We start from the raw sequence: 23,074 nt of genomic DNA, 5'->3' as shown, positions 1-23,074 counted from the left end.
GACGCGTCACCCATTCGGCTTGGCTTGCCTTACCTGGCCGCGCAGAATGAAGAAGGGTTCCGTAACCTAACGATTGATCCATAAACCACAGTGAGGAGTCACGGACACAGTGACGACGGCACCATTGCTGGGTTCGGGAAACCTTCACCCCAATCCGGACGACGACTACGCCAAGGAAGACATACCCCGCGGACCAGCACCGTGGTCTCCGCGCATCGCCGCGACCGTAGTGGACCTCGCGATCGTGCTGCTGCCACTGGGTATCGGGTGGTCGATCGTCGACTCGCTCCGTGACGACAACGGCGGAGGGCAAGCGGACCGGTTCGTGTTCGGTGGCATCGCCGTCGCGGTTGCGGTCGGTCTTTTCCTGTGGAATCAGGGATACCGAGAAGGTAAGGACGGACAGAGCACCGGCAAGCGGTGGACGAACCTGATCGTTCGTGACGAGCGCAGTGGCAACGCACTCGGCGTGCGTCGGGCGATGCTTCGCCAATTCGGCATCGGGCGACGCGAGACCGAGGTCGTACGCGAGAAGACGGCCGCCGACGAACTGTTCGAGCCGATAGCACGTGACAACTCCGTTGCAGGCATTCGTAAACGGCGCATTCTCGGCCTGGTGATTCTGGCCGTTGCTCTCGCCGCCGCGATCCTCGCGAGCATTGCGATCGGAGCTCGGCCGCTGACGTTCGCCGAGATCGGCCACGCACTGTGGAGTTCGACGGGAACCGACACCGACATCATCGTGCGCAGCCTGCGTATCCCCCGCACGCTTCTTGCGCTCGTGGTGGGAATTGCACTCGGCATCGCAGGCGCTCTCATCCAGGGCCACACCCGAAACCCACTCGCCGACGCGGGTCTGCTCGGACTCAATGCCGGCGCTGCGTTCCTCGTGGTGCTGTCGATCTACCTGTTCCGCTTCAACTCGCCCAGCCAGTACCTCTGGTTCGCGTTCGCAGGCTCGGCAATCGCCAGCGTCGTCGTGTTCGGACTGTCCTCGGCCGGAAACGGCAAAGCGAGCCCACTCAACCTCGCGCTCGCCGGTGCAGGCGTCGCGTTCTTCCTGTCCGCGATGACCAATGCCATCGTCCTGTTGGACCAGACAAGCCTCGACGGCTACCGATTCTGGTCGGTGGGTTCGGTCGCCGGGCGTGGGCTCGACGTCCTCTGGCAGGTGCTGCCGTTCCTCGTCGTCGGAGTACTCATCGCACTCGCCAGCACCCCAGGCCTCAACGTGATGAGTCTCGGTGAGGACGTTGCACGCTCGCTGGGAACCAACATCGCGCTCACCCGCACCGTCGGCATCATCGCCATCACCCTGCTGACCGGTGCTGCCACTGCTGCCTGCGGTCCGATCGCCTTCATCGGTCTGGTCGTGCCGCACGTCGCGCGGGTGGTAACCGGCCCGGACTATCGATGGCTGGTTCCGTACGCGGGACTCATGGGAGGCGTCATGCTGATGATCGCCGACGTCATCGGCCGCGTCGTCGTTCGCCCCGGAGAACTGCAGGTCGGTATCGTGCTTGCCCTCTTCGGCGCTCCGTTCTTCATCGCTCTCGTTCGTCGTCGGAAGTTGGCAAGCCTGTGACCCCGTCCTCGACCGAGAACGCGTCGGCGAACGGCGCTGCCGCACCCGACGCCGTCCGTACGGTCCCGTCACGTCCGCCGTTCCGGGTCGGGCCGCTGTCTCTGGTTCGGCGTCCGCTCATGGTTCTCGTCAACCTCGTGATGCTCGCGGCGCTGTTCCTGGTTGTCTGCATCAACATCGGCCGCGGCGACTTCCCGCTGTCCATACCTCAGGTGACCGAAGTGCTGTTCGGAGGCGGATCTCGCATCGACAGGTTCATCGTGATGGACCTTCGGCTGCCTCGTTCACTCACCGGACTCCTGGTGGGAATGGCTCTGGGCATATCCGGCGCCGTGACCCAGTCGATCTCTCGCAACTCGCTGGCCAGCCCCGACATTCTCGGCATCACAGCCGGTGCGAGCGCGGCCGCAGTTGCGCTCATCGTTCTCGGTGGCGGCGGAACGTTCGTCGGGATCCTGGCCACCGTCGGCCTTCCGCTGGCAGCGCTCGTCGGTGGTGTCCTGACCGCCGTGCTCATCTACACGCTGGCATGGAAGCGCGGCGTCGAAGGGTTCCGGCTCATCCTCGTCGGTATCGCCATCAATGCGATGCTCACTGCGGCCATCGGCTGGCTGCTGATCAGTGCGGACATCAACGACGTCTCCCGTGCTCAGTTGTGGCTCAACGGATCCCTGAACGGTGCGGACTGGAGCAAGGTCTGGCCGGTTCTCTGTGCACTGGTGCTGATCGGCGGCATCACCATCATCTCCACGTTCACCCTCGGCGCCCTCCGGCTCGGCGACGACAACGCCCGTTCGCTCGGGGTGCGCCTCCAGTCAGGTCAGGCCACGCTACTTCTGGCGTCGGTGGCGCTCGCGGCCATTGCTACCGCCGCTGCCGGTCCCATCGGATTCGTGGCGTTGGCGGCACCGCAGATCGCGCTGCGCATTCTGCGCACTCCCGGCCCACCGATCATCGCGTCCGGGTTGATGGGCGGCTTGCTCGTCGTCGGCAGCGATCTGATCGCCCGCACGATCCTTCCGGTCGAGTTGCCTGTCGGAATCGTGACCTCCGCGCTCGGCGGTCCGTTCCTCCTCTACCTGCTCGTCCGCAGTAACCGAAAGGTCTCCGCATGACCACAACCGAACCGTCCCGCCTCGTTGCCGAAGATCTCACGCTCGGCTACGGAGACCGGATCATCGTCGAGAACCTCGATCTCAACGTGCACACCGGCCTGATCACCACGGTCATCGGACCCAACGGCTGCGGCAAGAGCACCCTCCTCCGATCCCTCGGACGACTGCTGAAGCCCAAAGCGGGCAAAGTCGTACTCGACGGCAAAGCGATCTCGTCGATGCGCACGAAGGACGTCGCCCGTGTCCTCGGCATGCTGCCGCAAGCACCGACTGCGCCTGAAGGACTGACAGTCGGCGACCTGGTGTCCCGCGGCCGGCACCCGCACCAGTCCTGGGTACGGCAGTGGTCGTCCGACGACGAGTCCGAGGTCGCCAACGCGCTCGAACTGACCGGCGTCGGAGACCTGGCGGACCGGCCGGTCGACGAGTTGTCCGGCGGTCAACGCCAGCGAGCATGGATCTCGATGGCGCTCGCACAAGGCACCGATATCCTGCTGCTCGACGAGCCCACGACCTACCTCGACCTCGCGCATTCCGTCGAGGTTCTCGACCTGGTGGATCGTCTGCACGAGGAGATGGGCCGCACCGTCATCATGGTGCTGCACGATCTCAACCTCGCCGTGCGTTACAGCGACCAGTTGATCGTCATGTCGCAGGGCAAGATCGTCGAGTCCGGAAAGCCTCAGGACATCATCTCCGAGAAACTTCTGATGGACGTGTTCGGTCTCGAAGCCAGCGTCATCGAGGACCCGGTCTCCGACCGTCCCCTGATCGTCCCGATAGGAACGCGCCACGTGTACGGAGCGGTCGGAGGTCCGACCAAGTCGGCGGCCGCACCCGCCGAGCCGGACGCCTAACGTTCGATCATCGTCCGCACCAACCGGTAGCCCTGGCCGAGGGACACATCGGGAAGGTAGGCCCGTCCGATCGCGTTGCCGATGCTCGGTAATGCGGCCGGGTCGGCGAACGTCATGTGCATCGGTTCGTACCGCGGCTGAAACTTGGACTTGAAGGCCAGCAACGACCTGAAACCGTAGACGGGTTCGAGTGTCTTGCCCAGCACGTCGAGCAGTCGATCGAGCAGCGTGTAGAAGGTGACTTCCTCATCGGAGGGTGCATCGGACGAGTTCCCGTCGCTCACCTTCGCGAGCGGCGCACCGGACAGGCTGAGGAATCGAACGCCCTCCTCCTTCAACAGGATTGCAGCTGACGCGATCAAGAACTCCATGGTCGGTCTGAAACCCTCGGACCGGCGCCGCATGAAGTCGAGAGTCCAGCCGACGACGACGCCGTCCTCGTACACGGGCATCCACGACGTGATTCCGTGAACGGTGCGGTGTTCGTCGATTGCGACGAGGCAGCGTACCTGTCGATCGTCCACCTCCTCGAGGCCCCCGAGCGTGAATCCCATCTCGGGCATTCCCTTGTCCGCCACCCATTCCTCGGAGATCGCCGTGATCTGATCCGTGATGGCAAGCGGTGCGTCGGGGAAACTGATCCACTCGGCCTCGATTCCCACCTTCTTCGCCCGGTTCAGCGCGGTGCGGACGTCTTGGAATCGCTTGCCGGTGAAGGCCAGGTCCGCGAGATCGAGAACAGTCTCCTCCCCCACCTGGATCCCGCCCCAGCCGATGCTGTCCGTGATGGCACGAACGTCCGGTGTCACCGAGTAGAAGCACGGGATCCACCCGTTCTTCGATGCGAACTCCGCGAAGTCGACGACTGCCGACCGCAGTTCCCCCCGTGGTCCCACCGGATCACCCGTCGTCAGCGCCACCCCCGAGATCACGCGGTACGCAACGAAACTGGACCCGTCGGCGGAGAACCAGTAGGAATTTCCCTTCCACAGCGTCATCCACGACAGCGCGCTCCCGGAACTGCTGGTCAGCAGGGCGCGTGCACGTTCGGCAGCGGCGCTGTCCGCTCGTGAGACGGGAGTCAGGAACGTCGAGAGCACGAACACGCACAACGACACCCAGAAGATGACCCCGGTCCATTCGAACAGCAACGTCGTGAAGATGCTGTCCGGAAGCAGCCTCGGTTCGAGCCATTGCAGATACACCGGCGGCACCAGACGTTGCGGGAAGTCCTCGATCAAGCCGAGGAGGGACGCCTTCTGATCGAAACCACCGCGTCCGAGGAACCCCAACAGCACGTACAGAACCCACAGAATCACCGCAGTACCCAGTACCGAGATCGTGAACTTTCGATAGGTCCCGCGCGGTGCACGGACGTCGAAATATCTTCTCGTGAGCGCCAGAACGACGAGAATTGCCAACGGAAGCAGAAACGGCACGATGGTGCGATACGCGGTCGGCGACTCCAGCCCGTAGAACACCGATTCGTCGTCACCTGCGTCGATGAACCTGATGGCGTAGTTCGCGACGGACACGATCAGCAACACCACTTGTGCCACCACCGCCGCACCCCATGCGAACCTACGGCCCCGGCGAAGTCCGTCGGCGAGGAACAGCAGGAAAATCGAGGGCATCAACGACAGGATCGTCGGACCGACACCACCGAGTCTCAGCTCGAGGAGGCCGGTTCGGCATTCGGGGTCGGTTGCCGAATCGGCACAGATTTCACGGACCTCTGCCGGCGTGTACGGCACACCGCTGACCACGTCCCGCAGCACTGCGAACGGCCCGACCGCGTCCGGGCTCAGTGCAGCGAGTACGGGACCGAGCGCGCTGGCGGCAACGACCAGCGCCACCAGGACGCGGCCCTCCCGCTGGGTGCCTGCCAGGCGCGGTCCACGAGCCGACCGCCCGACGATCGCCGGTCCGAGCACGAGTCCGACGACCGCCGCGGCAAGTCGAACCACATCCTGAAGGTGTCCGCTGAAGAGTGCGGACGTGATCAACAGAGCCAGAAGCCCGACGCGTATCCGCCTGCGCCACAACGTGTCCATGCGGGCGCTGGCCACCATCAGAACTCCGACGATCCACGTCGTCGGGCCCACTGCCGTCCCTACGTGCAACCGGAAACCCCAGTCCGCGTCGAACGTTTTCGCCAGCGCTGCGATCCCGAGGCCGAACACGGCACCGAGGACCTGGGTGCACACGGCTGCGACGGCGAACTTCGCCGAGCCGATCCGCCGCTCGATCGGTGCGGCCGCGACGAAGACCGCAACCACGAACACCGCATAGCCGAAGACTCCCGGGGCGAGCAGACCGGCGGTCAGGACCGTCCACAGTTTCAGTTCCTCGACCGGCATGATCCCCAGGGCCACGGCGTGGTGGACCGTGTTTCCGCCGACAGCCCCCGCGACCACACCGAGCGCGAGCACCACGACGAGCAAACCCAGACTGACCGGTGCCCCCTTGATTCCGAAGCCGATCAGGGAAGCTAGCCGAACGGCCTGCCGGCTGAATCCGCGCCACGCCGCGGACAGTCGCTCTCGACGTTTCGCCGTCCACGACGGTCCGGACGGCCCCGACGGTTCGGTCGCCTGCGCGGCGTCGATGATGTCGTTCACGAGATGAGTCCTACTCTCTGCATCAGCCAGGGCAGTTCTTGCTTCAGTCCTTCGGACCACACGGCGAAGCTGTGTCCTCCCGGCACTTCGAGATACACCACGTCCATTCCTGCGGCTTTCGCGGCCTCGTACATGGCCTTCTGTCCGGGTTTGTAGTCGTTGTCGTCGGCACCGACGACAAATGCCCCACCCGACTGGGAGAACTGCCGGGTCTTCAGAAGGTCCATCGGATTCACGGCAACGAATGCGGCCTCGTTCCCGCCGAAAGCCTCGGCGACGGTGCGGCCGCGGTCACCGAGCGTCGGCTCGGCCTGCCCGGAGAGATCGAGGAAGGTCGGGTAGACGTCGGGGTGGTTGGTCGCCATCTGAATAGAACATGTGCCGCCGTAGGACAGGCCTCCGATGATGCGAGTCTTCGGATCCGGATTCACCTGGAGCGTCGATCCGATCCAGTTCGGAACGTCCGTCGCGAGATACGTGTCGACGTTTCCGAGAGGAGAGTCGACGCACAACGGATTGGCCAGCGTCGAGCCCGTGGCGTCGGCGACGACGACCACCGGCGCAAGACCGGAGTGATCGGCAGCGAATGCGTCCATCGTGCTCGCGAGCTGGCCGCCGTTCAGCCAATCCTCCGGCTCCCCCGGCTGGCCTGCCATCAGCACCAGGGTGGGCAGCAGGGGGCGTGGATCGGCGAAGTAGGCCGGGGGCAGGTAGATCTGTGCGGGTCTCGCCGAGAAACCGGACACGGTCCCGGGGATAGTTGCCGACGTCAACCGGCCCTGCGACGGCATGGACGCGGGCGCGGCCCACGAAGTGTCGAGTGGATCGCCGGTCACCGGATTCGATTGCATTCCTGGCACAGTGCTCAGATCTACTCGATCCGAGTCCTCTACACCGAGCAGTGTTCCCACCGTCGGGTAGGCCGAGAACACCAGATTCACCTGGGCGGCGGCCGCCACGACCACCAGAACGGCAGCAACCACCGACACGATCCTGCCGATGAGCCCACTGGATGCGACGGCGCGGGGGACCACCGCGAACACAGCCGCGAGTCCCACGCCGATCCATACGTAGATGAGGATCTCGATCGGATCGGGGAACGGTCGCCACACCTTCTCCACGACGTAGTAGAGCACCACTGCGACGAGTGCCGCGACGAGCAGGCAGATCGGAAGAGCTCGGCGGACGTACCACGTCGTGCTGCTGACGATCAGCCACAGCGCGCCGAGTACACCCAGGCCGAGGGTGATCCACGACGTCGTGTCATCGACAAGCGAAGCTGACACGAACCAGTTCATGAATGCAGAATAGGCACAGAGTCGATGCGGTTCGGTGAACGCGATCGAACTTCCCCGGAAAGTCATCCTCCGGGTGGGCGGAACGTCGGATATGACGCATCCCACATGCCCAGGGCGACCTTACTACCGGCAGTAGTACGCATTTGTGTCGGACTAGCCGTAGACTCGGACGAATGGCAGGTCTAGGCGAACTCGAGCGTGCAGTGATGGATCACCTGTGGGATTCATCGGAACCGCAAACGGTGCGGCAGGTCCACGAGGCGCTCGCGACTCATCGTGAACTTGCCTACACCACCGTGATGACGGTTCTCCAGCGTCTGGCGAAGAAGCAGCTCGTCGTGCAGCAGCGAGACGACCGCGCGCACCGCTACATTCCTCTGCACGGGCGGGATGAACTGGTCGCAAGCCTCATGGTCGACGCCTTGGCGCAGGCCCCCGAGTCCGGTGGCCGCGCGGCCGCCCTCGTTCATTTCGTCGGGCAGGTAGGCGCAGACGAGGCCGCAGCCCTCCGCGAAGCACTTGCCGCACTGGAAGTGGCACAATCGGAATCGCCCACGATCGAAGATCGCCGAACGAATTGATTCCTGCCCTCGGTTAGTGAGGAAATGAACTCCACCACAGCACTGGTCTTCGCGGTTCTCGCCCTGTTGCTGACGGGTCCGATTCCCGCATTCCTGAGTAAAGCCACGTGGCCGTATCGCGCTCCGCGGGCTGCACTTGTGCTGTGGCAAGCAATCGCCGTGGCCGCGGTGTTCTCCGCATTCAGCTCCGGCCTCGCCATCGGTGGACTGTTGCTGGTTCCAGGCCCGGACGGGCGGCCGACGACGGCGCCCACCGACGAAATAGAAGCGCTGGGTCTCCCGCTGTGGATTCTGTACGTGGTGGTGCTGGCCATCACACTCGGAATCGGCGCGAAATTGATGTTCTCCATCGTCCAGGTTGCGGTGAAGACCAGGCGGCGCCGCGCCCGTCACCGCATGCTCGTCGACTTGCTCGACCGTGGCAGCGACGACGAGCGGCCGTTCCCCGGAATCCGAGACGCCGATGTTCGTGTCCTCGACGCCGTCGAGCCCATCGCATACTGCCTTCCCGGACTCAGGCAGAGAGTCGTCCTCAGTGAGGGTGTGTTGACGAACCTGACCCGGTCCGAGGTGAAGGCGATTCTCAGCCACGAGCGATCGCATCTCCGGTCACGGCACGATCTGGTACTCGAAGCGTTCACCGCAGTCAACGAGGCGTTTCCTCGGATCGTGCGTAGTAAGTCCGCTCTGGGCAGCGTACAGCTGCTCGTCGAACTTCTCGCGGACGATTCGGCCGTGAAAGTAACCGGACCCACTCCGCTCGCCCGAGCGCTCGTCACGTGTGCAGGCTCCACCGCACCGCGCGGCGCAATGGCCGCCGGTGGGCCGAGCACTCTCATCAGGGTGAAGCGCCTGAACGGGCCCAGAACGGACGTCAGAACGTCGGTGGCTGCGTATGCCGCCGCTGCGGTGATCCTGGTCGTACCCACGATCTTTGTCGCCATGCCCTGGCTGGAAGAACTCAGCCGCCTCATGCGCCATTCCTGAAGGGTCGGCCAGCTCACAGTCGTTCGAATCGGCGAATCGAACACTCGTCTAGTAGACTCGATAATCGGTCGCCATTGCGGCCGAGCAACTCGAAAAGGCACAAACAGCCCCACTCTGCGCATTCGATTCAGCGCACGGATGGCCAGGTGACAGTGCCCTGGCTCGTCAGATATTTGTTCCAGCTGTTGTTTGTGCCCTCTTCCGTGGGCGTTCTCCCAGCTTGTGCTTCTTGGCGCGCCCGTAAACCGGAGAGGTTCAACTGCGTGACTCACGCTGTTTCGACTAGTACATCCACCCCCGCCACGTCGGACGCCACGAGCGATCCCGCCGTGGTCACCTTCGCCGAACTCGGACTACCCGAACCTGTGGTAGCCGCCTTGGCGCGCAATTCCATCACCGTGCCCTCGCCCATCCAGGCAATGGCACTCCCGGACGCGATCGCAGGCAAGAACGTCCTCGGTCGGGCTCAGACCGGCTCGGGCAAAACACTCGCCTTCGGCCTACCCATCCTGGCCAGGCTCGCTCGCCACACCGACAGGCCCGCAGCCAAGCGTCCCCGTTCGCTCGTTCTCGTCCCGACGCGCGAACTCGCTTTCCAGGTTGTCGAGTCCATGACTCCCTACGCAGGCGCACTGGGCCTCACGGTGCGTGCAGCCGTCGGCGGTATGCCGTTCAACAAGCAGGTAGAACAGCTTCGCCGTGGTGTCGACGTACTCGTCGCGACCCCGGGGCGCCTCGCCGATCACCTCCGTCAGAGCACATGCATCCTCGATTCCATCGAGATCACCGCCCTCGACGAAGCAGACCAGATGGCCGACATGGGCTTCCTGCCCGAGGTGCGCGCAGTCCTCGCCGACACTCCGTCGGACGGCCAGCGCCTGCTGTTCTCCGCCACACTCGATCGCGAAGTGCAATCACTCGTCCGTCAGTTCCTGCCCGACCACGTCGAGCACTCCACTCAGGACGGCAAGGCCAGCGTCCGCACCATGGAGCACTACATGCTCATGGTCGACCGCGGCCAGAAGGACATCGTCCTCTCGGAGATCGGTGCACGCGAAGGTCGCACCATCATGTTCGCTCGCACCAAGCTCGGTTGCGACGGCATCACCGACCGCCTCCGAGCACTCGGCATCGCAGCCGAGTCCCTGCACGGTGGCAAGGCGCAGAATCAGCGCACGCGGGTCCTCGAACGTTTCAAGAGCGGGCGTACGCCTGTGCTCGTCGCTACCGATGTCGCTGCACGTGGAATTCACGTGGACGGAATCGACCTCGTCGTTCACGTGGACCCGCCCGCCGACCACAAGGACTACCTCCACCGCGCCGGGCGTACCGCTCGCGCAGGCGAGAAGGGCACGGTCGTTGCAATCGTCCTTCCCAACCAGCGTCGCCAGATTCAGCGCCTGACCGGCATGGCAGGCGTGAAGTCGACGTCGGTGAACGTGTCACCGGGATCCGACGAACTCGCTCGGATCACGGGAGCGCAGAAGCCATCCGGCGAGCCACTGCGCGCGGTGAGCTCCGCTCCCCGTGACCGCCGTGACAGCCGTCCCCGCACCGGCGGCTACCAAGGCGACCGCCCCCGCACCGGCGGCTACCAGGGCGACCGCCCCCGCACCGGCGGCTACCAAGGCGACCGCCCCCGCACCGGCGGCTACCAGGGCGACCGTCCCCGCACCGGCGGCTACCAGGGCGACCGCCCCCGCACCGGCGGCTACCAGGGCGACCGCCCCCGCACCGGCGGCTACCAGGGCGACCGCCCCCGCACCGGCGGCTACCAAGGCGACCGCCCCCGCACCGGCGGCTACCAGGGCGACCGCCCCCGCACCGGCGGCTACCAGGGCGACCGCCCCCGCACCAGCGCAGTGCAGGACGCTCCGCGGTCCGGTGGTTTCCGGAGTCGCACTGATCGCCGTGAGTACGAAGGTTTCGACGGGCCGGCTCGCAATCGCTGATCGGTCTCGAAGTTACTGACGGGTAACGCATTTCGACACTGGAGGGCGCTGTCACGATTCTCGTGGCGGCGCCCTCCGGCGTTTCAGCCGGAAACTTGTCCGGGGTGACGACACTCGCACCACGGATATCGCCCCCAACTTCCATTGCCGGGCGTCGCAGGGAAAGCTGTACCCATGACTTCAGGAGTGGAATCGTCAGACCTCGCCCAGATCGGTGTCACCGGACTTGCCGTCATGGGTTCGAACATCGCCCGCAACTTCGCGCGCAACGGTCATACCGTTGCCCTTCACAACCGCAGCATCGCCAAGACCGATGCTCTTCTTGCCGAGCACGGCGGCGACGGCAACTTCGTTCGCACCGAGACCATCGAGGAGTTCGTCGCGGCCTTGCAGAAGCCGCGTCGGGTTCTCATCATGGTCAAAGCCGGTGACGCAACCGACGCTGTGATCGAGGAGCTCGCCGGAGCGATGGAAGAGGGCGACATCATCATCGATGGTGGAAACGCTCTGTACACGGACACGATTCGCCGCGAAGCTGCGCTGAAGAAGCGCGGCCTCCTGTTCGTCGGAGCGGGAATCTCCGGCGGTGAAGAAGGTGCACTCAACGGACCGTCGATCATGCCCGGCGGGCCCGTGGACTCGTACAAGGCACTCGGTCCGTTGTTGGAGTCGATTGCCGCTCAGGTCGATGGAACGCCGTGCTGCACGCACATCGGCCCCGATGGTTCGGGTCACTTCGTCAAGATGGTGCACAACGGCATCGAGTACGCCGACATGCAGTTGATCGGCGAGGCCTACAACTTGTTCCGCGATGCGCTCGACTACACGCCGCAGCAGATCGCGGACGTCTTCACCGAATGGAACAAGGGCGACCTCGAGAGCTACCTTGTCGAGATCACGGCCGAGGTGCTGAACCAGGTCGACGCCAAGACGGGCAAGCCGCTCGTCGACGTCATCGTCGACGCAGCCGAGCAGAAGGGCACCGGTCGCTGGACTGTCAAGGCCGCCCTGGATCTCGGCGTTCCCGTGACCGGCATTGCCGAGGCTGTGTTCGCACGCGCGCTCTCGGGATCGCGTGGGCAGCGCAAAGCAGCCGTCGGTCTCGCGTCAGGTGAACTGGCGGCCAAGCCCACCGACGTCGAGCAGTTCACCCACGACATCTCCCGTGCTCTCTACGCATCCAAGATCGTCGCGTACGCGCAGGGCTTCGACCAGATCGCAGCCGGAAGCACCGAGTACGACTGGAACCTTCACCCGGGTGACCTCGCAACCATCTGGCGCGGCGGTTGCATCATTCGCGCTCGTTTCCTCAATCGGATCAAGGACGCGTACGACGACAACGCCGAGCTGCCGAGTCTGATCCTCGCGCCGTACTTCCGTGAAGCGATCGAGAACGCCATCGACAGTTGGCGACGCGTTGTCGTCACGGCAGCCTCGCTCGGAATTCCGGTCCCGGCGTTCGCTTCCTCGCTCGCGTACTACGACGCGCTTCGTGCCGAGCGTCTGCCCGCTGCCCTGACGCAGGGCCAGCGTGACTTCTTCGGCGCCCACACGTATGAGCGCGTCGACGCAGAGGGCAAGTTCCACACTCTCTGGAGCGGTGACCGCAGCGAAGTCCAAGCCTGACGCTCAGGCGTGCGCCGACGACGAGCCGCCGAGACTGTCGGGACACGCCGCGTTCCAATCGTGGTGCACCGAACCGTGTACGGTTCGGTGCACCACGATCTTCACCGCCGTGACCGGCGATGTTTTCAGCTCGAGCGCTACTACCATCCCGGGGGCGGACCGAGTACCGGTTGCACGATCGTCGACGGGTACTCCCCCTCCCACGGCAGATTGCCGTCTCGATCACGCCAGACAGCCTGTACGGCTCGGAGCGCTCCGTCGGGATAAAGACGTCGGCACATCGACAGCCACTCCTCCGGATACGCGACGTCGACGAACGACACCTCGAACCCGCCGGCGGTGCAGTACTGGCCTGCCTCGAAGTGCTGCCCGCCGAACTGAATTCGACGAGCGAGTACGTTCAGCACTGCTGCCGACTCCCCCGGCGACCGACCCGTCATCACGATCTCGGGGTGGCCGAGACCGGCAAGTCCCACCGTGTAGCAGAACGCGGGATCGACCATTCCGTCACCGGCGTAATCGTCATCCATGACGTCACCCCCTTCGAATTCGTCGTCCAGGGCGGTGGCCGCGTTGGACGACACGTACTGCAGCGCCCACCCGTATCGTCCGATCAAGGTCTCCACCGAGTCGACGTAGTCGTCGATCGACTGACCGTTGCACATCCCGCACATGCTGCCCCCTGTAGTCCTGTAATCGGGTTGTACTCGAATGTATGTTCGAGTTCGTAGATGATGACGCACGGGTCCGACAGAAACGCCGACAGGGACGAAGTTCGGCCGAGGCGAAAACGGATGGGAACGACCCTCAGCGGGATCGATTCGGAGCGGTACTGTTCCGCTATGCCCGACCACCACTCGACATTTGCGGACCTGGGGCTGAAACCTGTCGTTGTGCACGCTCTCCGACGGGTCGGTGTCGAGTCACCGTTTCCGATTCAGACCGCGGTGGTGCAGGATGCGTTGGCCGGCTCGGACATTCTCGGGCGTGCCCCGACCGGGTCGGGCAAGACCTTGGCGTTCGGGTTGCCACTGCTCCAGCGGCTGAGCGGGGGCAGTAGCCGACCTTCACGTCCGCGGTCGGTGATACTGGCTCCGACCCGAGAGCTGGCGCTCCAGATCGAGCAGGCCCTCGACGAGCCTGCTCTGGCACTGGGGGTACGAGTCGCGGCTGTCGTCGGTGGCGTTCCTGTCCGGCGTCAGGTGGACCGCCTCGCGAGAGGTGTGGACGTCGTGGTGGCGACACCCGGGCGTCTGGAAGATCTGGCCGCGCGAGGCTCCGTCGATCTGAGTTCGGTCACGATCTCCGTGGTCGACGAGGCCGACAGGATGGCGGATCTGGGATTCCTGCCTCAAGTCGTCTCGGTGCTGGATCGTACCGACGCCGACGGCCAGCGAATGTTGTTCTCGGCCACCCTCGACCACGACGTCGACGAGCTGATTCGTCGTTACCTACGTTCCCCCGTCACGCACACCGTCGACGTGGCTCCGATCGCGGAGCGCACAGCGGAGCACTACTTTTTCCGCGTTGCGGGACCGGAAAAGGATTCCGTGGTGGCGTCCATCGCTGCGCGGGACGGACGGACCATCTTGTTCCTCCGAACGAAGTTCGCGGTCGATCGCCTGACCGATTCACTGCGATCGGTCGGCGTGAACGCAGCCTCGCTTCACGGAGACAAATCCCAGGCCAATCGCACCCGAACGCTGGCGTCGTTCGAGGATGGACGTGTCCCGGTTCTGGTTGCAACGGATGTGATGGCACGGGGAATCCACGTCGGCTCCGTATCGGTCGTCGTGCACGTCGATCCACCCGCCGATGCGAAGGAGTACACCCACCGCGCCGGTAGAACAGCACGAGCCGGTGCCTCCGGCGTTGTGGTGACGTTGGCGACCGATTCGCAGATGCCCGCCGCCATAGAGGTTGCTACCGCGGCGGGCATCGACGCGCACTTCGTCGCTGTGACCGAAGACGATCCGGTTCTCGTGTCCGTCATCGGCGCGCGGCGTCCTCCCGGCCGACCGGTCGCCGAACATTTTCCGGCGAGTGCGACCGGAACGAGCGCGGCTGCAACCAGCGGGTCGCGTCCCGGCCGAGCACCTGGTTCTTCACGTTCGCCGCGCCGAGGCGCGACCGGCCGTCGCAGCGGGCGCCGATGAGCGGGTTTCCGGTGTTGACCGTTGTTCTCGCGCTCGTCGCGGCGATGCTGTTCGCGTGCGCTTCGGTGGCGCAACAGAGTGCCGCGGCCGCGGTCCCGGAAGGCAAGTCGTTGATGTCGACGCTGCTCCGAAGCCCTCGGTGGTGGGCAGGGGTTGTCGGCGACGCAGGCGGCTATGCCGTTCAGGTCGCAGCTTTGTGGGTGGGAAGCGTGCTGATCGTCCAACCACTGGTTGTGTCCATGCTGCTCTTCGCGCTCCCACTGTCCGCGAAGTTCTCCGGCTTCAAGATGACCGGATCCACGTGGCTGCTGGCGATTTCTCTGGCTCTGGCCCTTGCGGTCTTCATCGTCGTCGGCGACCCGACCGAAGGTCACTCCAATGCACCGTTCGCCGACTGGCTGGTTCCGCTACTGGTGACGACGGTCGTGATATCCGTGTTCGCGGTCGCCGGGCTCGTCCTGCAGAACCCCGGGCACCGTGCGCTGCTGCTCGGCGCCGCGGGCGGCCTTCTGTTCGGAGTGGCGGTGGCGTTCACCAAGTTCGTGACCGATCTCGTGGAGAAAGATCTGGTTTCTGCCCTCACCGCGTGGCAGACCTACGCACTCGTCGGGTGCGGCGTCCTGGGTTTCTACTTGCAGCAGGTTGCGTTCCAGGCCGGTCCGCTCTCCGCGTCACTCCCCGCCGTGACCATAGGAGAACCGTTCGGAGCGGCGTTCCTGGGAATCACTGTGCTCGACGAGCGGGTCCGGGACGACCCAGGAGCTTTGGTGATCATCGGCTGCTCGGTGGTGGTCATGATCGTCGCAACGATCGCGCTGTCTCGGTCACAGGCCCAACTGACCGAGAGCGTAACCGGTGCCTGACAGGTAAGCTGGCGCAACGTGCAGTTTCTCGATGGCCACCGGCCCCCATACGACCTGACGTACGACGACGTGTTCTTCGTCCCGAATCGAACGGATGTCACCTCCCGTTTCGACGTCGATCTTTCGACCTCCGACGGCACGGGCACGACCATTCCGATCGTCGTGTCGAACATGACTGCAGTATCCGGCCGGAGGATGGCGGAGACCGTTGCGCGACGGGGTGGAATCACCGTCCTTCCGCAGGATTTGCCCATCGAGGCAGTCGCGGACACGGTTGCCTTCGTCAAGAGCCGGGATCTCGTCGCGGACACCCCGGTGGTGCTGGCACCCGACGCCTCGGTGTCCGATGCACTTGCTCTCGTGCACAAGCGTGCTCACGGCGCCGTCGTCATCACATCGGAGGGGCGTCCGGTCGGTGTCGTCACCGAAGCGTCCTGCACCGATGTGGACCGTTTCGCGCGCGTGCAGTCGGTCGCCGCGACGGATTTCGTGACGGCACCGGCAGATGCATCGCCGCGCGAGGTGTTCGACGCACTCGAAGCCGCCCACGAAAACCTTGCCGTGCTGGTGAATGCGGACGGCACACTCGCCGGGGTGCTCACCAAGACGGGCGCGGTGCGCGCAGGGATCTACGCACCGGCTGTCGACAAGAACCGTCAACTGCGTATCGCCGCCGCGGTCGGCATCAACGGTGACGTCACCGCAAAGGCCCGGGCTCTCGTCGAGGCCGGAGCGGACGTTCTGGTCATCGACACTGCCCATGGCCATCAGGAGAAGATGCTGGACGCGCTGGCGGCGATTTCCGCGCTCGACCTCGGAGTTCCTCTGGCTGCCGGCAACGTCGTGTCCGCAGAGGGCACTCGCGATCTGATCGGAGCCGGAGCAGACATCGTGAAGGTCGGTGTCGGACCTGGCGCGATGTGCACCACACGAATGATGACGGGTGTGGGTCGTCCACAGTTCTCCGCCGTCGCGGAATGCTCCGCTGCCGCGGCCGATCTCGGTGGGTCGGTCTGGGCCGACGGCGGAGTTCGGCATCCACGGGACGTGGCTCTTGCGCTGGCTGCAGGTGCTGCGAACGTCATGATCGGGTCGTGGTTCGCCGGGACGTACGAGTCTCCCGGTGATCTGCGTACCGATTCGTCGGGCCGCGCCTACAAGGAGAGTTTCGGAATGGCGTCCAAGCGTGCGGTTGCTGCGCGTACGGCGACCGACAGTGCGTTCGATCGTGCTCGAAAGGGCTTGTTCGAGGAGGGAATCTCCAGTTCGAGGATGCGCTTGGATCCGGACCGTCCCGGCGTCGAGGATCTGATCGACCACATCTGCGCCGGTGTGCGCAGTACCTGCACATACGCGGGCGCTCGTACTCTTTCCGAGTTGCACGACCGCGCCGTGCTCGGGGTGCAGTCGGCCGCAGGTTTCGCCGAGGGTAGGCCCTTACCGACAGGTTGGTGAGTGGACCGAATGGCTGGTCTGTCCGTGGGCGTTGCCCGAGCCGTGTTCTCTGCGCGAAACCGTTAAGATCAGGGCTTCGGCAATACCGCGGACTTCCTCCGCGCAGTGTCCGCTCGAGGCGGACTGGGGGAAGCGAGAGAAAGGACCAAGGTGCCCGAGGCACCCGTTATCAGCGATGTTGTGACCGCTCAGGGCGAGTCCAACGACGAGGGCTCCACTTCGGAGGGCTCCTCTATCGAGCCGGGTGAACGACCCGGCGAAACACACGGCGCGATGCGCCTCTCGCAACTCCGGCGGCGGTGACCGGTGGAAATTGTGATCAGCATCCTCGGCCTCCTCGGCTTCGTAGCTTTGACCGCCGGCACTGCACTCTTCGTGGCCGCCGAATTCTCGCTGACCGCGCTCGAGCGAAGTGCAGTGGATTCGGCGGCCGTCGATCTCGGTGACACACGCGCTCGGCAGGTCCAGCGTGCGCACAAGACCTTGTCGTTCCAGCTGTCCGGTGCACAATTGGGAATCACGATCACGACCCTGATCACCGGTTACCTGGCCGAGCCGATCCTCGCCGGATTCTTCGTACCGTTGGCGACGGCGGTCGGTGCCTCCGACACCGTCGCCTCTGCGGTGTCTCTGGCCGCAGCCTTGTTGATCGCCACGTCGTTCTCGATGATCTTCGGTGAGCTGGTACCGAAGAACATCGCCATTGCGATGCCGATGGCAACTGCCCGTGCCACTGCCGGAGCCATGTCGGGTTTCTCGGCAGTCTTCCGATGGGCAATCAAGGGTTTGAACGGTTCGGCGAACTGGCTGGTTCGGCGGCTCGGTATCGAACCTGCCGAGGAGCTGAGGTCCGCGCGTTCACCGCGGGAGCTCGGATCGCTCGTGCGCACGTCGGCGCAGCTCGGAGCGCTGGACGAGGGAACGGCCCGTCTGGTGGACAGGTCGTTGCAGTTCGGTGAACGTACGGCCGAGGAATTGATGACTCCCCGAGTGAAGGTGGAGTCGCTGTCGGTGTCGGACACGGCGTTCGACCTGATCGAAACTGCCGCGCGTACCGGTTTTTCACGCTTTCCCGTCGTCGACGGAGACTTGGACGACACGGTCGGAGTGGTGCACATCAAGCACGCATTCGCTGTCGGGAGCGCACACCGCCGCTCCACCCGACTGGCCGATCTGGCGCAGGACGTACCGGTCGTGCCCTCGAGTCTCGACGGGGACACGGTGATGGAGCGGGTGCGGGCGGACGGAATGCAGGTGGCCCTGGTCGTCGACGAATACGGCGGTACCGCCGGGATGGTGACGATGGAAGACCTCATCGAAGAAATCGTCGGAGACGTCCGCGACGAGCACGACGAACCGGAAGTCGACGTGCAACGGGTGGGTGACAGCTGGATCTGTTCCGGGCTGCTCCGCATCGACGAGGTAGCGACGGCTACCGGGTATCGCGCCCCCGATGGCGAGTACGAGACCATCGGCGGACTCGTTCTGACCCGACTCGGTCGGATTCCCACCGAGGGGGACACCACTGTCCTTCCTGCTGGTCCGTTCGACGAACCGTCGGAGTCGGACGGTGGTTGGATTGCGAAGGTCACGCGCATGGACGGCCGACGAATCGACCGAATTCTGCTTCAGCCGGTCGATGCCGAACGCATCGCGACGGTGGGTAAGGAGGCGAGAATCCGTGGGTGACATATTCGCTGTTCTGCTCGCCGTCTTTCTACTCGCCGGCAACGCCTTCTTCGTCGGCGCCGAGTTCTCGCTGATCTCGGCGCGTCGTGATCGTCTGGAATCTCTTCTTGCACAGGGCAAGAATCGGGCGAAGTCGGTCATCGAAGCCGGTCAGAACCTGTCGCTGATGTTGGCGGCCGCTCAGCTCGGCATCACCATCTGCTCGATTCTGCTCGGTAGGGTCGGTGAGCCGGCGGTCGCGCATCTGCTCGAGAAACCGATGGAGTGGGTCGGCATTCCCGATGCCTTTCTTCATCCCATCTCGTTCGCCATCGCGCTCGGTCTCGTGGTGGTGTTGCACATCCTGATCGGTGAGATGGTTCCGAAGAACATCGCCATTGCAGGTCCGGAGCGGACTGCCATGATTCTGGTGCCGATCCATCTCATGTTCATCAAGTTGGCCAAGCCGCTGATCTCGTTCTACAACGTGTGCGCCAACCTGACGCTGCGTGCGTTGAGGATCGAGCCCAAGGACGAACTCGATTCCTCGGTCTCCGCGGACGAGCTGTCACAGATGATCGGTGAGTCGCGATCGGAAGGTCTCATCGACGAAGAAGAGCATCGGCGTCTGACGCAGGCTTTGGACACGTCGGGCCGGACCGTCGCGGATGTTCTCATTCCGTCTTCGCAGGTGCGTACTGTGCGTCTCGCGGTATCGGACAATGCTGCCGGACCGACGCTCGGTTCCGTGGAGGAAGCGGTGACCGCAACAGGATTCTCGCGGTATCCGGTCCAGGCGTCCGACGGTTCGTTGGTGGGATACCTGCACTTGAAGGATGTTCTGGAGTACATGGTCGACGACGCGGCCGGCCCCGAGTCGGTGATTCCGCGCTCGGAGGTGCGACCCCTGCCTGTGGTCTTGTCCGATACGACGCTCGACGATGCACTGACGCGTCTGCGGCGGACGCGTAGCCACCTGGGTGTCGTACACGATTCGACTGGCTCGACCATCGGGATCGTCGCGCTGGAGGATTTGGTCGAGGAGTTCGTCGGTACCGTTCGAGACGGCACTCACCGGATCGCGGGTCCTGCCCCCGGCGGAGTTCTTCGGCGACCATGACATCGGAGTTGTGCGAGGCGGAGTGGACGGCGTCGAGGGCGATGCATTCCGCGCGGGTCGAGCACCTGATCGGCGACTATCTGGTGCAGCGCGCGCAGGGTGCATACCACCCGGTCCTCGACTTTCTGTTCACGTACTACAGCTTCAAGCCGGGACACCTGAAGCGATGGAGTCCCGGCTACGGCGTCACGCTGACGGGGCCGAGAGCCGAGGAGTACGCCCAGTTCGCGGCATACGAACCGGCGCCCGGCGGAGGCTATCGGGTGCGCGAGTCCCTGCTCGAGCGCAGGCTGTCCGCCGTCGAGTTCACGCACGGCCTGCTGTCCGCGACGACTACTCGCACACCGAACCTGGGGTGTTTCGGCCTGCACGAGTGGGCGATGGTCTACCGGGGCGGCGCAGCCGCCCTCCGGCACGGAACGGTTCCGCTACGCCTCGGGCACACCGGCACCGACAGCGTCGTGGAGAAGATGAACCTTCGGTGCACGCATTACGACGCTTTTCGCTTCTTCACCGACGACGCGGTACCTCGCAACACACTGCGTCTCGAACCGAGCGGGAGAATGGACCGTGAACAACCGGGGTGCGTCCACGCCGGCATGGATCTGTACAAATGGAGCTACAAGCTGTCACCTCTCGTGGACTCGGCCCTGGTGACAGACTGTTTCGAGCTCGCACTGGACGCACGAACCGTCGATATGCGTGCCAGTCCCTACGACCTGTCGGATTACGGTTTCGCCGCCATCGAGATCGAAACCCCGTCAGGACGCGCGGAATACGTGCGTGCCCAGACTCGACTGATGGACAGGGCTGCCCCTCTCCGCTCGGAACTTATCCGCCGATGCCAGAATCTACTGGTGAGCGGCGGTGCCACCGCCCGAGCTACCGCCGAGTAACATAGGCGGAGTTGTCGCCGAGGCGCCTTGTGCGCGTTTGACCGGAAAGAGCGAGGGATTCATGACCGATCGTGTTTCTGTTGGTGGTCTTCAGGTTGCCCAGGTTTTGTACGACTTCGTGCAGAACGAAGCGCTTCCGGGCACCGGTGTGGATTCGGAGAAGTTCTGGAGCGGCGTGGAGGCCGTGATCACGGATCTGGCCCCGAAGAACAAGGCCCTGCTGGGTGTTCGTGACGAAATCCAGGGCAAGGTCGATGCGTGGCACGGTGAGCACGCCGGACCGAATTACGACAGGAGCGCGTACACGGCGTTCTTGAAGGAAATCGGGTACCTTGTCGACGAGCCCGCGGACTTCCACATCACCACCTCCGGTGTCGACACCGAGATCACCTCCACCGCGGGCCCGCAGCTCGTGGTCCCGGTTCTCAACGCCCGCTTCGCGATCAACGCATCCAACGCACGCTGGGGATCGCTCTACGACGCCTTGTACGGCACCGACGCCATTGCCGAGGACGGCGGTGCGGAGAAGGGCACCAGCTACAACAAGGTCCGCGGCGACAAGGTCATCGCCTTCGCTCGGGAGTTCCTCGACGAGGCTGCTCCCCTGTCCTCCGGTTCGCATGTCGGTACCACCGAGTACGTTGTCGACACCTCCGCTACCGGGGCCGCATCGTTGACGGTCACTCTCGCCGACGGTTCCACCGTCGGTTTGGCAGACTCGGCGCAGCTGCTCGGATACCAGGGCGCCCCGGATGCGCCGACGGCGATTCTTCTCGTGCACAACGGGTTGCACTTCGAGATCCAGATCGACCCGCAGTCTCCGATCGGGGCGACCGACGCCGCCGGCGTCAAGGATGTCCTCCTCGAATCTGCGGTGACCACGATCATGGACTTCGAGGATTCGGTCGCGGCGGTCGATGCCGACGACAAGGTTCTCGGCTACCGCAACTGGCTCGGTTTGATGCGCGGTGATCTCACCGAAGAGGTCTCCAAGGGCGGCAAGACCTTCACCCGCAGCTTGAATCAGGACCGCAGTTACACCGCGGTCGACGGGTCCGAGCTGACCCTGCACGGTCGGTCGCTGCTGTTCGTCCGCAACGTCGGGCATCTGATGACCTCCGATGCGATCCTCGACGCCGACGGCAACGAGGTTCCCGAGGGCATCCTCGATGCCCTGTTCACCTCGCTCGCGGGTCTGCATTCCCTCGGTGCGGACAATGTCCTGAAGAACAGCCGCACCGGGTCGTTGTACATCGTCAAGCCGAAGATGCACGGTCCCGACGAGGTCGCGTTCACTGCGGAACTGTTCGGCCGGGTGGAGCAGGTTCTCGGGTTGCCGGTCAACACCCTCAAGGTCGGCATCATGGACGAGGAACGCCGCACCACGGTCAACTTGAAGGCTGCGATCGAGGCTGCGAAGGAACGCGTGGTGTTCATCAACACCGGCTTCCTCGACCGGACGGGCGATGAGATCCACACCTCGATGGAGGCCGGACCGGTCGTGCCGAAGGGTGAGATGAAGGCCCAGGGCTGGATCAAGGCGTACGAGGACTTCAATGTCGACACCGGTTTGGCTGCCGGGTTGGAAGGCAAAGCGCAGATCGGCAAGGGCATGTGGGCGATGCCGGATCTGATGCACGACATGCTCGAGCAGAAGATCGGGCATCCGCAGTCCGGTGCCAACACTGCGTGGGTGCCCTCGCCGACGGCAGCGACGCTGCACGCCTTGCACTATCACAAGGTCGATGTGTTCGCTCGTCAGGAAGAGATCGCGAAGTCCAAGCGTGCCACTGTCGAGGAGATCCTCGAGATTCCGTTGGCACCTGCGACCGACTGGTCCGAGGAGCAGAAGCAACGCGAGCTCGACAACAATGCTCAGTCGATCCTCGGGTACGTGGTGCGGTGGATCGATCACGGTGTGGGGTGTTCGAAGGTTCCCGACATCAATGACATCGCGTTGATGGAAGATCGGGCGACGCTGCGTATCTCGAGTCAGTTCCTGGCGAATTGGTTGCGGCACGGCATCGTCACCGAAGATCAGGTGCGTGCTTCGCTCGAGCGGATGGCGCCGGTGGTGGACCGACAGAACGCATCGGACCCGACGTACGAGAACCTCGCGCCGGATTTCGATTCGAACATCGCCTTCCAAGCAGCCAGTGACCTGATCTTCCAGGGCACCAGCCAGCCCAACGGCTACACCGAACCGATCCTGCACCGCCGCCGCCGCGAGTACAAAGCCGCAACACGCTGACGAGCTCGGAGTGACCGGACAGCACAGGAGCGGAGCCTGCGGA

The 23,074-nt window shown here is 64.4% G+C and carries 17 protein-coding genes; 14 read left to right on the top strand and 3 right to left on the bottom strand.

Translation table 11 applies throughout. The features are described from left to right. Positions 1 to 109: 109 nt before the first annotated feature. From CH293_RS23015 to CH293_RS23005, 3 genes are read left to right on the top strand one after another with little or no spacing between them, the layout of a single operon-like run. Entirely contained in the window at positions 110 to 1,585 is a 1,476-nt protein-coding gene (locus CH293_RS23015) for an iron chelate uptake ABC transporter family permease subunit (RefSeq protein ID WP_080732997.1), read from the top strand. Then, positions 1,582 to 2,700, top strand: a complete 1,119-nt coding sequence (locus CH293_RS23010; RefSeq protein WP_094721592.1) for an iron chelate uptake ABC transporter family permease subunit — start codon at positions 1,582 to 1,584, stop codon at positions 2,698 to 2,700. The genes CH293_RS23015 and CH293_RS23010 overlap by 4 nt, the downstream gene beginning before the upstream one ends. Next, entirely contained in the window at positions 2,697 to 3,557 is an 861-nt protein-coding gene (locus tag CH293_RS23005; protein ID WP_037110803.1) for an ABC transporter ATP-binding protein, read from the top strand. Before CH293_RS23010 ends, CH293_RS23005 begins: the two co-directional genes overlap by 4 nt. On the opposite strand, the gene CH293_RS23000 is transcribed toward CH293_RS23005, so the two are convergent. Next, positions 3,554 to 6,043 carry a bifunctional lysylphosphatidylglycerol flippase/synthetase MprF gene (locus tag CH293_RS23000; RefSeq protein WP_255122963.1) on the bottom strand — a complete coding sequence of 830 codons (2,490 nt, stop codon included), beginning with the start codon at positions 6,041 to 6,043 and terminating at the stop codon, positions 3,554 to 3,556. The two genes, CH293_RS23005 and CH293_RS23000, sit on opposite strands and share 4 nt — an antisense overlap. 131 nt (positions 6,044 to 6,174) lie before the next feature. After that, positions 6,175 to 7,476 carry an esterase family protein gene (locus tag CH293_RS22995; protein ID WP_094721612.1) on the bottom strand — a complete coding sequence of 434 codons (1,302 nt, stop codon included), beginning with the start codon at positions 7,474 to 7,476 and terminating at the stop codon, positions 6,175 to 6,177. A 173-nt stretch (positions 7,477 to 7,649) separates the two neighbouring features. On the opposite strand from CH293_RS22995, the gene CH293_RS22990 reads away from it, so the two are divergent. The 4 genes from CH293_RS22990 (at position 7,650) to gndA (ending at position 12,622) form a co-directional block, all read left to right on the top strand. Next, positions 7,650 to 8,057 (top strand): BlaI/MecI/CopY family transcriptional regulator, encoded by a 408-nt coding sequence (locus tag CH293_RS22990; protein ID WP_037110805.1) that lies wholly within the window; start codon positions 7,650 to 7,652, stop codon positions 8,055 to 8,057. A gap of 24 nt (positions 8,058 to 8,081) precedes the next feature. After that, positions 8,082 to 9,044, top strand: coding sequence for a M56 family metallopeptidase (locus tag CH293_RS22985; protein WP_037110806.1), 963 nt, complete (start codon positions 8,082 to 8,084; stop codon positions 9,042 to 9,044). Between the two features lie 329 nt (positions 9,045 to 9,373). Further along, positions 9,374 to 10,996: a DEAD/DEAH box helicase gene (locus tag CH293_RS22980; RefSeq protein ID WP_094721591.1), complete on the top strand. Its 1,623-nt coding sequence runs from the start codon at positions 9,374 to 9,376 to the stop codon at positions 10,994 to 10,996. A 174-nt stretch (positions 10,997 to 11,170) separates the two neighbouring features. After that, on the top strand, positions 11,171 to 12,622 hold the full coding sequence (gndA, locus tag CH293_RS22975) for an NADP-dependent phosphogluconate dehydrogenase (RefSeq protein ID WP_037112736.1): 1,452 nt from the start codon (positions 11,171 to 11,173) through the stop codon (positions 12,620 to 12,622). 140 nt (positions 12,623 to 12,762) lie between these two features. Here gndA and CH293_RS22970 read toward each other — a convergent pair whose 3' ends face one another. Further along, positions 12,763 to 13,287: a DUF4262 domain-containing protein gene (locus CH293_RS22970; RefSeq protein ID WP_255122960.1), complete on the bottom strand. Its 525-nt coding sequence runs from the start codon at positions 13,285 to 13,287 to the stop codon at positions 12,763 to 12,765. A gap of 177 nt (positions 13,288 to 13,464) precedes the next feature. Between CH293_RS22970 and CH293_RS22965 the strand changes: the two genes are divergently transcribed. The 7 genes from CH293_RS22965 (at position 13,465) to CH293_RS22935 (ending at position 23,031) form a co-directional block, all read left to right on the top strand. Next, complete coding sequence (locus CH293_RS22965) at positions 13,465 to 14,778, top strand: DEAD/DEAH box helicase (RefSeq protein WP_094721589.1); 1,314 nt, start codon at positions 13,465 to 13,467, stop codon at positions 14,776 to 14,778. Next, positions 14,775 to 15,641, top strand: a complete 867-nt coding sequence (locus CH293_RS22960; RefSeq protein ID WP_037112731.1) for a DMT family transporter — start codon at positions 14,775 to 14,777, stop codon at positions 15,639 to 15,641. The genes CH293_RS22965 and CH293_RS22960 overlap by 4 nt, the downstream gene beginning before the upstream one ends. Positions 15,642 to 15,659: 18 nt before the next feature. Next, entirely contained in the window at positions 15,660 to 17,096 is a 1,437-nt protein-coding gene (locus tag CH293_RS22955; protein WP_037112728.1) for a GuaB1 family IMP dehydrogenase-related protein, read from the top strand. A 306-nt stretch (positions 17,097 to 17,402) separates the two neighbouring features. Beyond that, positions 17,403 to 18,785, top strand: coding sequence for a hemolysin family protein (locus CH293_RS22950; RefSeq protein ID WP_037112727.1), 1,383 nt, complete (start codon positions 17,403 to 17,405; stop codon positions 18,783 to 18,785). After that, positions 18,778 to 19,884, top strand: a complete 1,107-nt coding sequence (locus CH293_RS22945) for a hemolysin family protein (RefSeq protein WP_094721588.1) — start codon at positions 18,778 to 18,780, stop codon at positions 19,882 to 19,884. The genes CH293_RS22950 and CH293_RS22945 overlap by 8 nt, the downstream gene beginning before the upstream one ends. Next, complete coding sequence (locus tag CH293_RS22940) at positions 19,881 to 20,780, top strand: 3-methyladenine DNA glycosylase (protein ID WP_094721587.1); 900 nt, start codon at positions 19,881 to 19,883, stop codon at positions 20,778 to 20,780. Before CH293_RS22945 ends, CH293_RS22940 begins: the two co-directional genes overlap by 4 nt. Before the next feature lie 61 nt (positions 20,781 to 20,841). Beyond that, positions 20,842 to 23,031: a malate synthase G gene (locus tag CH293_RS22935; RefSeq protein WP_094721611.1), complete on the top strand. Its 2,190-nt coding sequence runs from the start codon at positions 20,842 to 20,844 to the stop codon at positions 23,029 to 23,031. The last annotated feature ends 43 nt before the right edge of the window (positions 23,032 to 23,074 follow it).

Source organism: Rhodococcus sp. 14-2470-1b (assembly GCF_002259415.1).
Lineage (GTDB): Bacteria > Actinomycetota > Actinomycetes > Mycobacteriales > Mycobacteriaceae > Rhodococcoides.
Note: the sequence above shows the minus strand (reverse complement) of the source record. Positions and strands in the feature narration are given on the sequence as shown.

Coding starts and splice junctions, on each gene's coding strand:
- CH293_RS22940 (WP_094721587.1), top strand. CDS start 19,881: ATGACATCGGAGTTGTGCGAGGCGGAGTGGACGGCGTCGAGGGCGATG.
- CH293_RS22985 (WP_037110806.1), top strand. CDS start 8,082: ATGAACTCCACCACAGCACTGGTCTTCGCGGTTCTCGCCCTGTTGCTG.
- CH293_RS22995 (WP_094721612.1), bottom strand. CDS start 7,476: ATGAACTGGTTCGTGTCAGCTTCGCTTGTCGATGACACGACGTCGTGG.
- CH293_RS22960 (WP_037112731.1), top strand. CDS start 14,775: ATGAGCGGGTTTCCGGTGTTGACCGTTGTTCTCGCGCTCGTCGCGGCG.
- CH293_RS22935 (WP_094721611.1), top strand. CDS start 20,842: ATGACCGATCGTGTTTCTGTTGGTGGTCTTCAGGTTGCCCAGGTTTTG.
- CH293_RS22990 (WP_037110805.1), top strand. CDS start 7,650: ATGGCAGGTCTAGGCGAACTCGAGCGTGCAGTGATGGATCACCTGTGG.
- CH293_RS22970 (WP_255122960.1), bottom strand. CDS start 13,287: ATGTGCAACGGTCAGTCGATCGACGACTACGTCGACTCGGTGGAGACC.
- CH293_RS22965 (WP_094721589.1), top strand. CDS start 13,465: ATGCCCGACCACCACTCGACATTTGCGGACCTGGGGCTGAAACCTGTC.
- CH293_RS23005 (WP_037110803.1), top strand. CDS start 2,697: ATGACCACAACCGAACCGTCCCGCCTCGTTGCCGAAGATCTCACGCTC.
- gndA (WP_037112736.1), top strand. CDS start 11,171: ATGACTTCAGGAGTGGAATCGTCAGACCTCGCCCAGATCGGTGTCACC.